This is a genomic window from Blastococcus sp. TML/M2B (assembly GCF_016612865.1).
Taxonomy (GTDB): domain Bacteria; phylum Actinomycetota; class Actinomycetes; order Mycobacteriales; family Geodermatophilaceae; genus Blastococcus.
On record NZ_JAENZZ010000002.1, the window covers coordinates 732,880 to 747,247 of the forward strand.

Annotated in this window: 11 protein-coding genes and 2 pseudogenes; 7 read left to right on the forward strand and 6 right to left on the reverse strand. The window is 75.2% G+C overall.

The window, feature by feature from the left end:
- Positions 1-12 precede the first annotated feature (12 nt).
- Positions 13-996 (reverse strand): DMT family transporter, encoded by a 984-nt coding sequence (locus tag JKP75_RS12100; protein WP_200490988.1) that lies wholly within the window; start codon positions 994-996, stop codon positions 13-15.
- Positions 997-1,068: 72 nt separating this feature from the next.
- On the opposite strand from JKP75_RS12100, the gene JKP75_RS12105 reads away from it, so the two are divergent.
- The gene (locus tag JKP75_RS12105) at positions 1,069-2,037 is read left to right on the forward strand and encodes a LysR family transcriptional regulator (RefSeq protein WP_200493117.1); all 969 of its coding nucleotides are present in this window, start codon (positions 1,069-1,071) and stop codon (positions 2,035-2,037) included.
- Between the two features lie 74 nt (positions 2,038-2,111).
- On the opposite strand, the gene JKP75_RS12110 is transcribed toward JKP75_RS12105, so the two are convergent.
- Positions 2,112-2,453 carry an STAS domain-containing protein gene (locus JKP75_RS12110; protein ID WP_200490986.1) on the reverse strand — a complete coding sequence of 114 codons (342 nt, stop codon included), beginning with the start codon at positions 2,451-2,453 and terminating at the stop codon, positions 2,112-2,114.
- A gap of 94 nt (positions 2,454-2,547) precedes the next feature.
- On the opposite strand from JKP75_RS12110, the gene dtd reads away from it, so the two are divergent.
- Both dtd and sigB read left to right on the forward strand, forming a co-directional pair.
- Positions 2,548-2,997 (forward strand): D-aminoacyl-tRNA deacylase, encoded by a 450-nt coding sequence (gene dtd / locus JKP75_RS12115; RefSeq protein WP_309229787.1) that lies wholly within the window; start codon positions 2,548-2,550, stop codon positions 2,995-2,997.
- Between the two features lie 246 nt (positions 2,998-3,243).
- Complete coding sequence (gene sigB / locus JKP75_RS12120; RefSeq protein ID WP_200490984.1) at positions 3,244-4,236, forward strand: RNA polymerase sigma factor SigB; 993 nt, start codon at positions 3,244-3,246, stop codon at positions 4,234-4,236.
- A gap of 82 nt (positions 4,237-4,318) precedes the next feature.
- Here the strand turns inward: sigB and JKP75_RS12125 are convergent, their stop codons facing one another.
- Complete coding sequence (locus JKP75_RS12125) at positions 4,319-7,003, reverse strand: bifunctional GNAT family N-acetyltransferase/acetate--CoA ligase family protein (protein WP_200490983.1); 2,685 nt, start codon at positions 7,001-7,003, stop codon at positions 4,319-4,321.
- Between the two features lie 40 nt (positions 7,004-7,043).
- Complete coding sequence (locus JKP75_RS12130; RefSeq protein ID WP_200490982.1) at positions 7,044-8,225, reverse strand: acetoin utilization protein AcuC; 1,182 nt, start codon at positions 8,223-8,225, stop codon at positions 7,044-7,046.
- Positions 8,226-8,394: 169 nt separating this feature from the next.
- Between JKP75_RS12130 and JKP75_RS12135 the strand changes: the two are divergent.
- The 4 genes and pseudogenes from JKP75_RS12135 to JKP75_RS23985 form a co-directional block, all read left to right on the forward strand.
- Positions 8,395-8,670, forward strand: a pseudogene (locus JKP75_RS12135) (metal-dependent transcriptional regulator); the annotation flags it as partial.
- Between the two features lie 52 nt (positions 8,671-8,722).
- Positions 8,723-9,596, forward strand: a pseudogene (locus JKP75_RS12140) (IS5 family transposase).
- On the forward strand, positions 9,497-10,054 hold the full coding sequence (locus JKP75_RS12145) for a metal-dependent transcriptional regulator (RefSeq protein WP_309229788.1): 558 nt from the start codon (positions 9,497-9,499) through the stop codon (positions 10,052-10,054). The pseudogene JKP75_RS12140 and the gene JKP75_RS12145 overlap by 100 nt, the downstream one beginning before the upstream one ends.
- Positions 10,055-10,141: 87 nt before the next feature.
- On the forward strand, positions 10,142-12,283 hold the full coding sequence (locus JKP75_RS23985; RefSeq protein ID WP_200490980.1) for a S9 family peptidase: 2,142 nt from the start codon (positions 10,142-10,144) through the stop codon (positions 12,281-12,283).
- A 31-nt stretch (positions 12,284-12,314) separates the two neighbouring features.
- Here the strand turns inward: JKP75_RS23985 and JKP75_RS12155 are convergent, their stop codons facing one another.
- Positions 12,315-13,439 carry a DUF4192 domain-containing protein gene (locus JKP75_RS12155; RefSeq protein ID WP_200490979.1) on the reverse strand — a complete coding sequence of 375 codons (1,125 nt, stop codon included), beginning with the start codon at positions 13,437-13,439 and terminating at the stop codon, positions 12,315-12,317.
- A 93-nt stretch (positions 13,440-13,532) separates the two neighbouring features.
- Positions 13,533-14,306: a hypothetical protein gene (locus JKP75_RS12160; protein WP_200490978.1), complete on the reverse strand. Its 774-nt coding sequence runs from the start codon at positions 14,304-14,306 to the stop codon at positions 13,533-13,535.
- Between the last annotated feature and the right edge of the window lie 62 nt (positions 14,307-14,368).

Consider the following 14,368-nt stretch of genomic DNA (forward strand, 5'->3'; position numbering starts at 1 on the left):
TGGGGCGCCGGGTCAGGACCCCGCGGTCAGCGCGGGCACCTCGACCCCCGCGCGGCGGTCGGGCAGGCCGTGCGGGGCGGCGTCCGGACCGCTGCCGGCCCGCCGCCGCGGACGGAGCTGCAGAACGGCCACCGACGCCAGCACCAGCAGCCCGCCGCCGGCCTGCAGCGGCGTGAGCACCTCCCCGAGCGCGACCGCCGCGAGCGCGGCGGTGACGACGGGCTCCAGGGTGGAGAGGATCGCCGCCCCGGACGGCCCGACCCGGCGCAGCCCGGCGAAGAAGGTCAGCATCGCCACGACCGTGCAGACCACGGCGATGCACCCGATCCAGAACCACCCGGCCGGGCCGAACCCCAGGTCGATCCCCCCGGAGACGAGGGCGCGGAGCGCCAGGGCGACGGCGGCACCGCTCATGACCAGCGCGGAGAGCACCACCGGCGGCACCCGGTGCACCACGCCGTCGGCGACGAGGATGTAGGCGGTGTAGGTGACCGCGCAGCCGAACGCCATGGTCACGCCGGCGACGTCGACCGGGACACCGCCGGCCCCGAGCAGGACCAGCAGCGTGCCGCACGACGCCACGGCCAGCGCGGCCGCCCGGGGCGGCGTCAGCCGCTCGCGACCGAGGAGCGCGGCGGCCAGCGTGACCAGCGCCGGGTAGGTGTAGAACACCAGCGCCACGAGCGACGCGTCGGTGCGCTCGAGCGCCGCGAAGAACAACGAGGCCTGGGTGGCGTAGCCGAACGCGCCGAGACCGAGGGCGGTGAGCACCACCCGGCGGGGCAGCCGCGCCGGTGCTCCTCCCCTGGCCGGGTCCGGGCGCCCGGTGCGCAACCCGGGCCGCAGCCGCAGCAGCGCGAGCAGGAGCAGCGCCGCCAGGGCGAAGCGGAGCAGCACCAGCGCCGCGGGGGTCACGCCGGCCTCGTAGGCGAACTTGCCGAAGACGGCCATCGCGCCGAAGCAGGTGGCCGAGACCAGGCAGAGGAGGGGACCCACGCAGCCAGCATCCGGTCCCCATCCGTCCAGGTCCAGTGACGGTTCCTGGAGCGGACTGGTTAGCATTCCTGCATGGTCGATCTGGACCTCCGGCGGTTGCGGCTGCTCCGCGAGCTGGAGACCCGCGGCACGCTCGGCGCCGTCGCCGCCGCGCTGGGCTACAGCCCCTCGGCGGTGTCCCAGCAGCTCGCCGTCCTCGAACGCGAGGTCGGGGCGCAGCTGGTCGAGAAGGCCGGCCGCGGGGTCCGGCTGACCGACGCCGGGCACCTGCTCGCCCGGCACGCCGCCGTCCTGCTCGCCGCGGCGGAGTCGGCCCGGGCCGACCTCGCCGCGCTGACCGACGACGTCCGCGGCACGGTCCGCGTCGGTGGCCTGCAGTCGGCCACCCGCCGCGTCCTCGTGCCGGCGGTGGCCCGGCTGCTCGCCGAGCACCCCCGGCTCCGGGTCGAGATCTCCGAGTTGGAGGTGGAGCAGGCGCTGCCGGAGCTGCGCCTGGGCCGGCTCGACCTCGTCGTCAGCGACGAGTACGACGGCCACCCGCGACCCCGCCCGGCCGGCCTGGCGTTCACCCCGCTGCTGGAGGAACCGCTGCTGCTCGTGCTGCCCGCCGGGCACCCGTTCGCCGCGCCGGGCGGCGCCGTCCCCCTGGCGGCCCTGCGGGACGAGGTGTGGGCCTCGTCCGCCGCTGGCACCGGCCACCACGCGTCGGTCGTGGGCACCTGCCGGGAGCTGGGTGGTTACGAGCCGGACCTGCGGCACCGCTCGAACGACGCCGACGTGCAGCTCGAGCTCGTCCGCACCGCCGGCGCGGTCGCCCTGATGCCGGCGCTCACCCTGCCGGCTGCGGACCCCGGCCTGGCGGTCAGCAGCGTTGCCGAGGGCGTCGTCCGGCGGCGGCTGGTGGTCGCGACGCGCGAGGGCCGGCCCGGTCCCGCGCTGCGCACCGTCCTGGCCACCGTGGACCGGCAGGGCCGCTCGCTGGCCGGCGCCGCGCCCGCTGCGCCCTCGAGCGGCTCGTCCGGGGCGCCGGGACCGCGATGATCCCGACGTGTGGTCCGGGGCCCGTCGGCCCTGCGCAAGGCCGGCTGCTCCGGACGACGCTCGTGACCGCGGCGTCATGCCGCGGGCCCGCTCCGCGGGAAGAGTGCGTCCAGCCCCGCCGAGCGGAGCACGTGGTTCACCGTCGGTGACGCCGAGCGGAGCACCGGACGCCGGCCGGCCGCCGCAGCCGCCGCCTCCAGGTACATGACCATGAGGCTCAGGCCCGACGAGCTGATGAACGTGACCGACCCGGCGTCGATGGCGTCCACCACCTGCCGATCCCGCCCGTGGGCGGCGCGGAAGTGGGTGGCCTCGGCGGTGTCCACGGTGCCGCGGAGGACCAGCACCCGCTGATCGCCCTCGACCTCGATCGCGATCGTCCCCCCGGGCACCCCCGGGGCGGAGTCCGCGTCCATGGACGCCCCCTCGTGCTGGCCAGGTACGACCGTGCCGCCGGCCCCACATGGCACCTCGGGTGCACCGCGGGTCCGTGCCCCGACGGTACGACCGGTGCGCGACGATGACCAGGCGCGTGCGGTGGTGACCAGGGTCGGTGCAGCGGCGGTCACCGTGGAGGGCCGGACCGTCGGCGAGATCGGCCCGGGCCTGCTGGCCCTGGTCGGGGTCGGCCACGACGACGACGCCGGCCGCGCCCGGCTGCTGGCCCGCAAGATCCACGAGCTGCGCATCTTCCCGGGCGACGACAGCACCGTCTCGGCCGCCGACCTCGGTCTGCCGGTGCTCGTCGTCAGCCAGTTCACGCTCTACGCCGACACCCGCAAGGGCCGGCGCCCCTCGTGGTCGGAGGCGGCGCCCGGCGAGGTGGCCGAACCGCTGGTCGACGAGGTGGTGGCCGAGCTGCGGCGGCGGGGCGCGACGGTGGCCACCGGCGTCTTCGGGGCGCGGATGCAGGTGTCCTCGGTCAACGACGGGCCGATGACCTTGCTCCTGGAGGTCTGACCTCGCCCGTCCGCGGGTAGCAGGGGTGAGCGACGACACTCCCTGCGGATTGCCTGTGAAGCGGGGAACGGCGGAACACACGGGGCGGCTCGCGCCGTTGTGCATTCCGTACCACACCGGACAGACGACAGACAGGGGCGGTCCGGCCAACCCGGGCGCCCCCGTCGACCCCCCGGATGACAGCACCGCCGAGCCACCGACGACCGGCGGGTGCATCCGCATCGAAGGCAAGGACGAAGAAGCATCGTGACGCTGCTGCAGTCTTCCCCCACCGACACCCTCGAGGTGCGCTCCCGCACCCCGCGCCGTGAGCCCGACACCACCGGCCTGGTGTCGACCGACCTCGTGCGGGTGTACCTCAACACCATCGGCAAGACCGCGCTGCTGACCGCCGAGCAGGAGGTCGAGCTGGCCAAGCGCATCGAGGCCGGCCTCTACGCCGAGCGCCTGCTCGCCGAGAAGCCGACGATCTCGGCCGCCAAGAAGCGCGACTACAAGATCCTCGCCGTCGACGGCAAGGCCGCGAAGGCGCACCTGCTGGAGGCCAACCTCCGCCTCGTCGTCTCGGTGGCCAAGCGCTACACCGGCCACGGCATGACGTTCCTGGACCTCATCCAGGAGGGCAACGTCGGCCTCATCCGGGCGGTGGAGAAGTTCGACTACACCAAGGGCTTCAAGTTCTCGACCTACGCCACCTGGTGGATCCGGCAGGCCATCACCCGGGCCATGGCCGACTCCGGGCGCACCATCCGGCTGCCCGTCCACCTCGCCGAGCAGGTGAACAAGGTGGTCCGCACCCGCCGCCGGATGCACCAGGAGCTGGAGCGCGAGCCCACTGCCGAGGAGATCGGCCTCGAGCTGGACATGACCGAGGAGCGGGTGGTCGAGCTGCTCGAGCACAGCCGCGACCTGGTCAGCCTGGACCAGACCGTCGGTGCCGACGAGGAGTCGCGGCTCGGTGACTTCATCGAGGACGCCGACGCCGCCGTCGCCGAGGACGCCGTCGCCTTCCAGATGATGAAGGGCGACGTCCGCACCGTGCTGAACACCCTCGAGGACCGGGAGCGGGATGTCGTCATCCTGCGCTTCGGCCTCGACGGCTCGCAGCCGCGCACGCTGGAGCAGATCGGCAAGCAGTTCGGTCTGTCCCGCGAGCGGGTGCGCCAGATCGAGCGCGAGACGATGGCCAAGCTCCGCGACCCGGAGCGCGCCGACGCGCTGCGCGACTACCTCGCCTGAGTTGCAGACGGGAGCGCCGGTCACCGAACGGTGACCGGCGCTCCTGCGTTCGTGGCCGCGGTGTCGTCCGGAGGACGACCGATCACATGGCGGACCGCATCCGGCGGGGGCCGGGGTCGATGCGCGCGGTCGGCGGGCCGACGCGGGCGGTGCCGCCGGCGACCACCAGCGACCGGCCGCCGTGCCAGGGGTTGGCCGGGCCGACGATCACCGGCTCGAGGGTCAGCCGCAGCACCTCGGGCAGGTCGTCGGCGAGCCGGGCGACGCGCAGCAGCAGGTCCTCCAGCGCGGCGGTGTCCACCGGCTCCGAACCCCGCCAGCCGTCCAGCAGCGGCCAGGCGCGCGGGCCCCGCACCAGCTCGGCGGCGTCCAGGTCGGTGAGCGGCAGGGTGCGGAACGCGCGGTCACCGAGCAGCTCGGTGGCCACGCCCCCGACGCCGAAGCTGACCAGCGCGCCGAACGACGGGTCGTCGACGATCTCCACGACCGTGGCCACGCCCGGGGCGGCCATCTCCTGCACGATCACCGGGTCGCCGGAGGGGATGGCCGCGTACGCCGCGCGCACGTCGTCGGCGTCCACCAGGTCCAGCCGCACGCCGCCGAGATCGGACCGGTGCCGCAGCCACGGCGCGGTCGACTTGAGCACCACCGGGTAGCCGACCTCGGCCGCGGCGGCGACCGCGGACTCGGGGTCGGTGACCGTGCGGGTGCGCAGCAGCGGCACCCCGTACGCGCCGAGCAGCGCGATCAGCTCGTCGTCGTCCAGCTCGCGGCCGGCCGGGGCCGAGGCCAGCGCCCGCGCCACCACCGCGCGACCGGCCTCCTCGTCCACGTCCGGCAGGTCGGGCACGTCGCCGACGGGGCGGCGTCGCCAGCGCGCGTACTCGCTCGCCTTGGCCAGCGCGATCACCGCGCGCTCCGGGGTGCTGTACGAGGGCACCGAACCGCGGGCCGGCATGCCGTGCTCGTCGAGGACGGCGAGCTCCGGCGGCACCCCCTCGGTCGACAGGAAGCTGGCCACCACCGGCTTGGTCGCACCCGCGGCCACCTCGCGCAGGGCCGGGCCGAACTCGTGCGAGCCCGCCATCAGCGGCGGCAGGAACACCGCGATGACCGCGTCGACGCCGTCGTCGTCGACCGCGGCCTGCAGCGCGGCGGCGAACTGCTCGGGCGTGCCGTTCACGCCGATGTCGACCGGCTCGCGGTGGGCCAGCTGCAGCCCCTCCTCGAGGACCGCGTCGGCGACGAGCACCCCGATGGCGGTGGAGTTGCCGACGATGGCCACCCGGTCGCCGGCCGGCAGCGGCTGGTGGGCCAGCAGGGTGCCGACGTCGAACAGCTGGGCCACGGTCTCCACGCGGATGACGCCGGCGGAGGCGAACAGCGCCGCGACCGACTGCTCGGGGACCGCCACCGACGTGCCGGCCAGGCCCGGCGTCACGCCGACGTGCCGGCCGCTCTTCACCGCGACCACCGGCTTGGTGCGGCCGACCGTGCGGGCCAGGCGGGCGAACTTGCGCGGGTTGCCGAAGCTCTCCAGGTGCAGCAGCACGACCTCGGTACCGGGGTCGGTCGCCCAGTACTGGAGCAGGTCGTTGCCGCTGACGTCGGCGCGGTTGCCGGCGGAGACGAAGGTGGACAGCCCGATGCCGCGGCTGCGCGCCCGCTCCAGCAGCGCGACGCCGAGCGCACCGGACTGGGCGAAGAAGCCCACCCGGCCGCGCCCCGGGACCATCGGCGCCAGCGAGGAGTTCAGCCGCACCGCGGGGTCGGTGTTGACGATGCCCAGGCAGTTCGGGCCCACGACCCGCATGCCCGACGCCCGGGCCGAGGCGACCAGGCGGCGCTCCACCGCCCGGCCCTCCGGGCCGGTCTCACCGAACCCGCCGGAGACGACGACCAGCCCGCGCACCCGCTTGCGGCGGCAGGCCTCGACCACGCCCTCCACCTCGTCGGCGGGCACGGCGAGCACCGCCAGGTCCACGTCGTCGGGGATGGACTCGATGTCGGCGTAGGCGGGGACGCCGCGCACGTGCCGGGCCGAGGGGTTCACCGGGTAGACCGGGCCGGCGAAGCCGTAGTCGAGCAGGTGCCGCAGCAGCGCGTTGCCGATCTTGCCCGGGTCGTTGCTGGCACCCACGACCGCGACCGACGACGGCGTGAGCAGCCGGGCGATCGACCGGGACTCGCTGCGCTGCTCGCGCTCGTAGGCGACGGCCAGCGCGTCCTCGGTCTGCTCGATCGGGAAGGTGAGGTGGACGACGCCGTCCTCGTAGGAGCGCTTGGACTTGTAGCCGGCGTCCTGGAAGACCCGGACCATCGAGCTGTTCTGCGCCAGCACCTCAGCGACGAACCGCTTGATGCCCCGCTCGCGGCCGGCGGCGGCGAGGTGCTCCAGGAGCACCGAGCCCAGACCGCGGCGCTGGTGGGCGTCCTCGATGAGGAAGGCGACCTCGGCGTCGTCGGTGCCGGGGTAGCGGTCGTAGCGGCCCACCCCGATGACCTGGTCGCCGAGCAGCACGACGAAGGCGACCCGGGCGTCGTGGTCGACGTGGGTGAACCGGTGCAGCTCCTTGTCCGAGAGCCGCTTCATCGGCCCGAAGAACCGGTAGTACCGCGTCTGGTCGCTGCTGCGGTCCATGAGCCCGACCAGCCCGTCGGCGTCCTCGGGGGTGATCGGCCGCAGGTGCACGGTGCCGCCGTCGGCGGCCACGATGTCGGCCTCCCAGCCCGGCGGCGGCTGCGGGGTGTTCTCCTCAGGGGTCACGCCGTCCTCCGGCCGCGTCCCGGGAGCCGGTCGCGGATCGTCAGTCACGGGGGTCGTCCGGGTCGAGGCCGAACAGCGGGAAGCTGGCCCGGCGGGTGCGCAGGATCGCCCGGTCCACCCGGTTCTCGGTGAACGCGTCCCAGCGGGCGAAACCGGTGTAGCCGCCCTCGGTCATGTGCGTGGGTGGCCGGGCGCGCAGCCCCCGGGACACGACGTCGTCCCGCCAGGACTGCGGGATCTCGGTGGCCGGGTCCAGCGGGGCGCCCACCGCCTCGGCGATGAGGTGCGTCCAGGCGCGCGGCACGGCGCGGACCAGGCCGTAGCCCCCGCCGCCGAGCGCGATCCACCTGCCGTCGCAGATCTCGTGGGCCAGCTCGTGCATCAGCCGGTAGCTGGCGCGCTGCCCGTCGATGGTGAGCCCGAGGTCCGCGAGGGGGTCCTCGTGGTGGGCGTCGCAGCCGCACTGGGTGACCAGGATCTGCGGCTGGAAGGCCCGCAGCACGCTGGGGACGACGGCGCTGAAGGCCCGCAGCCAGGCGGAGTCCTCGGTGCCGTTGGGCAGCGCCAGGTTGACCGCGCTGCCCGATGCCTTCTCGGCGTCCCCTGTCTCCTCGGGGAAGCCGGTGCCCGGCCAGAGGGTGAGCGGGGTCTGGTGGATGCTCACGGTGAGCACCCGCGGGTCGTCGTAGAAGGCGGCCTGGACGCCGTCGCCGTGGTGGACGTCGAGGTCGACGTAGGCGATCCGCTCGTAGCCCTGCCCGAGCAGCCAGGCGATGGCCACGGCGGCGTCGTTGAAGATGCAGAACCCCGACGCGGCGTCGCGCATGGCGTGGTGCAGCCCGCCGGCGATGTTCACGACGTGCTGCGCGGCGCCGCTGTGGATCTGCTGGGCGGCCATCACCGAGCCGCCGGTGATCAGCGCGGCGGCGTCGTACATGTCGGGGAAGATCGGGTTGTCCGAGGTGCCCAGGCCGTGGCCCACCGCCGGGTCCGCGGGCGCGCGGCGCACCGCCTCGAGGTACTCCGGGTCGTGCACCAGCGTGAGCAGCTCCTCGCCGGCCGGGGCGGGGCGCTCCACCCGCACCCGGTCGCTGGACAGCACGCCGAGGGTGTCGGCCAGGCGCATGGTGAGGTCCAGCCGCACCGGGTGCAGCGGGTGCTCGCCGCCCATCGTGTAGCCCAGCAGGCTCTCGTCCCACACGACGGTGACCGAGTCGCTCATCGCACCTCCTCGTGCAGCTGGCCTGCCCGGACGCACGCCGGCGCCCGACCGCCGGCAGGGGCGACGCTACCGGCGCCGACCGGGTGACGCGCCCCCTGCGACCCGCGTCGCGGGACCCGGACGGGTGGCGCAGCGCCCGTAGACTGGCCGCCGACCCGGAGGAGTACCTGTGAACGACCTGATCGACACCACGGAGATGTACCTCCGCACCATCTTCGAGCTCGAGGAGGAGGGCATCACCCCTCTGCGGGCCCGGATCGCGGAGCGTCTCCACCAGAGCGGTCCCACCGTGAGCCAGACGGTGGCCCGCATGGAGCGCGACGGCCTGCTGACGGTGGAGGGCGACCGGCACCTCCAGCTCTCCGACGAGGGCCGCCAGCTGGCGACGGCGGTGATGCGCAAGCACCGGCTCGCCGAGTGCCTCCTGGTCGACGTCATCGGGCTGGACTAGAGCGTGTCTGCCAAAGATCTGAGGGTTCGCAGGCGACGCTCGACGAATGCTGCGCGCGGACGAGATTCCAGACGAGTTGTGGGAGCTGATCGAGCCGGTGCTGCCGGCAGGCGGCCATCAAGGGCGGCCGTGGAATGACCACCGGCTGACGCTGGAGGGGATCAGTTGGAGGTTTCGCACGGGGTCGCCGTGGCGTGACCTGCCCGAGCACTTCGGGGCCTGGCAGTCGGTGTGGGAGCGCCACCGTCGGTGGTCTGACGACGGCACCTACCTGCGCATGTTCGCCGCGGTTCGCGCCGCAGCCCCCGAGCGCGACGAGCAGCTGCGCAGCCTGTTGTCGGTCGACTCGACCATCGCCCGTGCCCATCAGCACTCCGCCGGCGCGCGGCACGAGGGCCACACAGGGGGCCCTGTCGAATGACAAGAACCTGACCAACGAGCCCGCCGATCACGCTCTGGGTCGTTCCCGCGGCGGGCTGAGCACCAAGATCCACGCGCTGACCGACCGGTACTGCTGCCCGCTGACGGTGCTGCTCTCACCGGGCCAGGCCGGTGACAACCCGCAGCTGATCCCGCTGTTGGAAGCCCACGACCGCGGCGACACCGGCGCCTTCCGGCTGCTGGCCGACAAGGCGTACTCCCACCCCAGCACCCGGGCGCACCTACGGGCGAAAAGGATCGCTCACACCATTCCCGAACGCAGCGACCAGATCGCCCGCCGCAAGGCGAAGGGCTCGGCCGGAGGCCGGCCACCTGCCTGCGATCCGGAGCGCTACAAGGACCGCAACACCGTCGAACGCGGCTTCGGCCGGCTCAAGCAGTGGCGCGCCATCGCCACCCGATACGACAAGTACGCCACCACCTACCTGGGCGGCGTCCTCCTCGCCTGCATGATCATCCACCACCGGGTCCGCAGTTAGCAGACACGCTCTACGCCGACGTCCACGAGGAGGCCTGCCGCTGGGAGCACGTCATGAGCGAGGCGGTCGAGCGCCGGCTGCTCGCCCTGCTCGGCAACCCCAGCGTCTCGCCGTTCGGCAACCCGATCCCGGGCCTGGAGGCGCTGCGCGGGGACGAGCCGCTGGGCGGCGAGACCTCCGCGGTGCTCGACGCGCTCACCGTGCTCTCCACGACCGCGACCCCCGAGGGGCGTCCGGTCGTGATCCGTCGGATCAGCGAGCAGCTCCAGGAGGACGCGACGCTGCTGCGGTCGCTGGCCGACCACGGCGTGCGCCCCGGCGTCACCATGCGGGCCCGGCTGGTCGAGGGGTCGGTGGTCCTGGACGACTACCCGCTCCCCCTGGACGTGGCCCGGCACATGTTCGTGAGCGCGGTCGACGAGGAGCTCACCCCGCTGGAGGCCGCTCCGCTGCTCTGAGTGCGGCCCCGCCCGGGTGCGAGCCCGGGCGGGGCGAGCGCTCACTACGGTGGGGCCGACGTCGACCCCTCCTGAGAGCAGGTCCCGGTGAGCCCGTCCGACCCCACCGATCCGACGGGCCCCCACGCCCCGGGCTCTGCCTCGCCGGCCGACGACGCTCCGCCCGCCGACGCCGCGGCGACGGAGCCGACGGCTCCCGAGCCTGCGCGCACGCCGTTCTCCCGGCCGGCCGACGTCGCGGCGCTGCCCCGGATCGGCGCGCTGGCGCTCTCCGTCGACGGCACCCGGCTGGCGATCTCGGTCGCCACGCTGGACCCGGCCGGCAAGAAGTGGCAGTCGGCCCTCTGGGAGGTCGACCCCGCGGGGCAGCGGCCGGCCCGCCGGCTGACCCGCAGCGCGCCCGGCGAGTCCGCGCCGGTGTGGGCCCCCGACGGCTCGCTGCTGTTCACCTCCACCCGCCCCGACCCCACCGCCGCCGAGGCGGGTGACCCGAAGCCGGCGCTGTGGAGCCTGCCCGCCGGCGCCGGCGAGGCCCGGCCGCTGCTCACCCGGCCCGGCGGCATCTCGGGGGTCGCGGTGGCGACCGGCACCGGCGACGTCGTGGTCGCCTCCGCCACGCTGCCCGGCGGCGCGGAGGCCGCCGCCGACGAGGAGCGCCGCAAGGCGCGGGCCGACGCCGGCGTCACCGCCGTGCTGCACGAGAGCTACCCCGTCCGGCACTGGGACTCCGACCTGGGCCCGGCGTCCCCGCACCTGTTCTGGGCCGGCCCGCTGGCCGAGGACGAGGACGGCGAGCCCCCCGCGCTGCGGGACCTGACTCCTGACGCGACGCCGCCGAACGGCGCCGGCGAGGAGTTCACCCTCTCCCCCGACGGGCGCCTGCTGGCCCGCTCCGAAGAGGTGCCCGACGGCCCGGCCGGCCACCGCAACCGGGTGGTGCTCACCGCGACCGACGGCAGCGGCACGCGGGTCCTCGTGGACGACCCGCTGGCCGACGTCTACGGCGCCTCCTTCTCCCCCGACGGCTCCGCGCTGGTCTGCGTCCGGGAGGCGCTGTCCAGCTACGCCGAGCCACCGGACTACACGCTGCTGCTGGTCGACGTGGCCGACGGCGGGGTCCGCGACCTCACCGCCGGGTTCGACCGGTGGCCCAGCGCACCGCAGTTCTCGGCCGACGGCCGGGCGGTCTACTTCCTGGCCGACGACGACGGCCGGCACGCCGTCTTCCGGGTGCCCGTGGACGGCGGCGCCCCGGTCCGGCTCACCGCCGACGGCGCCTACAGCCACCTGCAGGTCGCCCGGGACGGCAGCGCGCTGTACGCGCTCCGCTCGGCCTACGACTCCCCGCCGCTGCCGGTGCGCCTGGACCCGGAGGCCACCGGCCAGGAACCGTCGCCCCTGCCGAGCCCCGGCGCGATCGACGCCCTGCCCGGCACGCTGCACGAGGTGGAGGCCACCGCCGCCGACGGCACCCGCGTGCAGTCGTGGCTGGTGCTGCCCGAGGGCACCTCCGCCGACTCCCCGGCCCCGCTGGTGCTGTGGATCCACGGGGGCCCGCTGATGAGCTGGAACTCGTGGTCGTGGCGGTGGTGCCCCTGGGTGCTCGCCGCCCGCGGCTACGCCGTGCTGCTGCCCAACCCGGCCCTCTCCCAGGGGTTCGGGCAGGACTTCGTGCGCCGGGGATGGGGCACCTGGGGCGAGGCCCCCTACACCGACCTCATGGCCGCGGTGGACGCCGCCGAGCAGCGCCCGGACATCGACGCCACCCGGACCGCGGCGATGGGCGGCTCGTTCGGCGGCTACATGGCCAACTGGATCGCCACGCAGACCGACCGCTTCCGCGCCGTCGTCAGCCACGCCGGCCTCTGGCACCTCGACTCGTTCACCTCGACGACGGACGCCGCGTACTACTGGGAGAAGGAATGGGGCGACGCGCTCACCGAGCCGCGCCGCTACGAGCAGAACTCCCCGCACCGCTACGCCGACGCCCTGCGGACGCCGATGCTGGTCATCCACGGCGACAAGGACTACCGCGTCCCGGTCGGCGAGGCCCTGCACCTCTGGTACGCCCTGCAGAAGCGGGCCGTGCCCTCGAAGTTCCTCTACTTCCCCGACGAGAACCACTGGGTGCTGACCCCCGGCAACTCGTCGGTCTGGTACGAGACGGTGCTGGCGTTCCTCGCCGAGCACGTGCTGGGCGAGCCCTGGCAGCGGCCCGCCCTGCTGTGAGCGGACCGGCCGGTGCGCACCGGCCGGCCCGTCAGCTCCCCGCCGCACCCGGCAGCTCCGCCGCGGTGGTGGCGCCCGCCTCGTGCAGCATCGCGCGCAGCTGCCGGGGCGAGACGCAGATCGAGAGGGCGTCGGCGATCAGGCGGGCCAGCGGGTTGCCCGGATCGCTGTCCAGCGCCCGGTCCAGCGCGGTGTTGGCCAGGGCGCCGTCGCCGCGCAGGTAGGCGCAGATCGCCACCAGGGCGGCGGGGAAGCCGTCGAGCGGCGACGGCGCGCGCCGGGTGCACTCCGACCACAGCGCCTCGGCGCCCGCCCCGTCCTCCAGGCAGAGCAGGACGGCCCGGTCCCGGACGTCGGGCTGCCACAGGCTCCACACGAGCCGGGCCAGCTCCTCGTCGTCCGGCACCTCCTGGTCGGGCCCCGGCCGGGCGCGGGTGACCGCTGCGCGGATCCGCCCCCAGGCCGTGGACACATCGGCCCGCCCCTCGCCGGCCACGCGCAGGACCGCCCGCTCCACCGCCACCCCGGCCGCGCCGGCCACCGGCGCGAGCCGGTCCGCCAGCGCGTCGCGGGTGGGCGCCACCACCTTGCCCGCAGCCACGGCGGCCACCGCCAGCTGGCCGACGCCGGTCGGCAGCGGCGTGCCACCCCACGGGTCGCAGCACGGGTCGGGGCAGTCGAAGTCCCACCAGCGGCCGTCGCGCACCAGGACCGCCGACCCCAGCGGGATGCCCACCGCGTCCAGCGCCAGCACCAGCTCGTGCACCAGCAGCCGGTGCGGCAGGTCGGTGCCGGGTTCCCCGCCGGGACCGGGCGGCAGCAGGGGCGAGGCGTCGTCCGGCGCCTCCGAGACCACCATCAGCAGCGCCCCGCGGGGCCGGTCGGTGGCCAGGCTGCGCGCCAGCACCGCGGCCAGGGCGCGGGCCTGGCCCGGCGGCGGCAGGTCCGCGCGCACGGTCAGGCCGACGCGGCGCCCGGACTCCCCGGCCAGGGCGACCAGCACCACGGACTCGTGCGGGTGGTAGCCGAGCAGCTGGGGCAGCCCCGCGGCGAGCTCGCCGGGGTCGCCGATCCGCACGGTCACGGGCGGGCCGGTGCCGTCGGGGAAGGCGGGCGGGAACGAGGGGGCCGGGTCTGCCGGGCCGGGGAGGGGCATGCCCCCGACCCTGGCCGCGGGAACCGGCCCGCGGAGCCGTCCGGGACGATCTGTGGAGAGCGCCCCGGCCTGTGGACGGGCCGCCGAAGAGCGTCAGTCCAGCGCGTCGGACTGCGCCCGGTACGCCTGCTCGAGCAGCGCGGTGAACGCCGCGTCGTCCAGCTCGGGGGTGGCCGCGCCGGTCGGGTCGACCGCCAGCTGCGTGAGCACGACCAGCCGGTCTCCGTCCTCGACGGCGCCCAGCAGCGCCGGCACCGCCAGCTCCGTGCCGTCGGGCAGCGCGACGACGGTGGTGTAGCGCAGCGCCGCGGCGCCGTCCCCCAGGTCGGCGACGGGCAGGTCCTGGAATCGGACGGTGGCCGAGCCGATGTCCGGCGAGGTGACCTGCGCCTCGGGGCAGCGCTCGGCGGCGCCGGCGAGGGCCTCCACCGTTCCGCGCGTCGGGCCGCCGCGGACCAGCATCTCCACGACGGCGGACGTCCCCTGGGTCGCGCTGACCGCGGCGATGTCCTCGAAGTCCTCGAGGTCGGGCTGGGTGCCCTGCACCGCGCTGTTGCACGCATCGGGCATGATCTCGACGTCGTCGAACGAGGCGGCCAGGCCCGCCCCCTTCTGCAGCTCCTCCGGCGACACCGACGCGACGACCGCGTCGGGACCGAACGCCTCCGCGGGCAGCAGGCCCGACGCCAGGTCGACCACGGGGTCGGCGTCCTCCTTGGCGATGGCCTCCTCCGCCTTGCTGCTGCTGCCCGACCCGGCGCCCGCGTCGGCCTCGGCGTCGTCCCCGCCGCACCCGGTCAGGACCGCGGTGGACAGGAGACCGGCGGCCAGGAAGCCGCGCAGGCGGGGCGAGGACGTGATCGACATGCACCGACCGTAACCGCCGGGCCGCGCACGGGCACGCCGTCCGCGGGGCCGGGCCGGGCGCC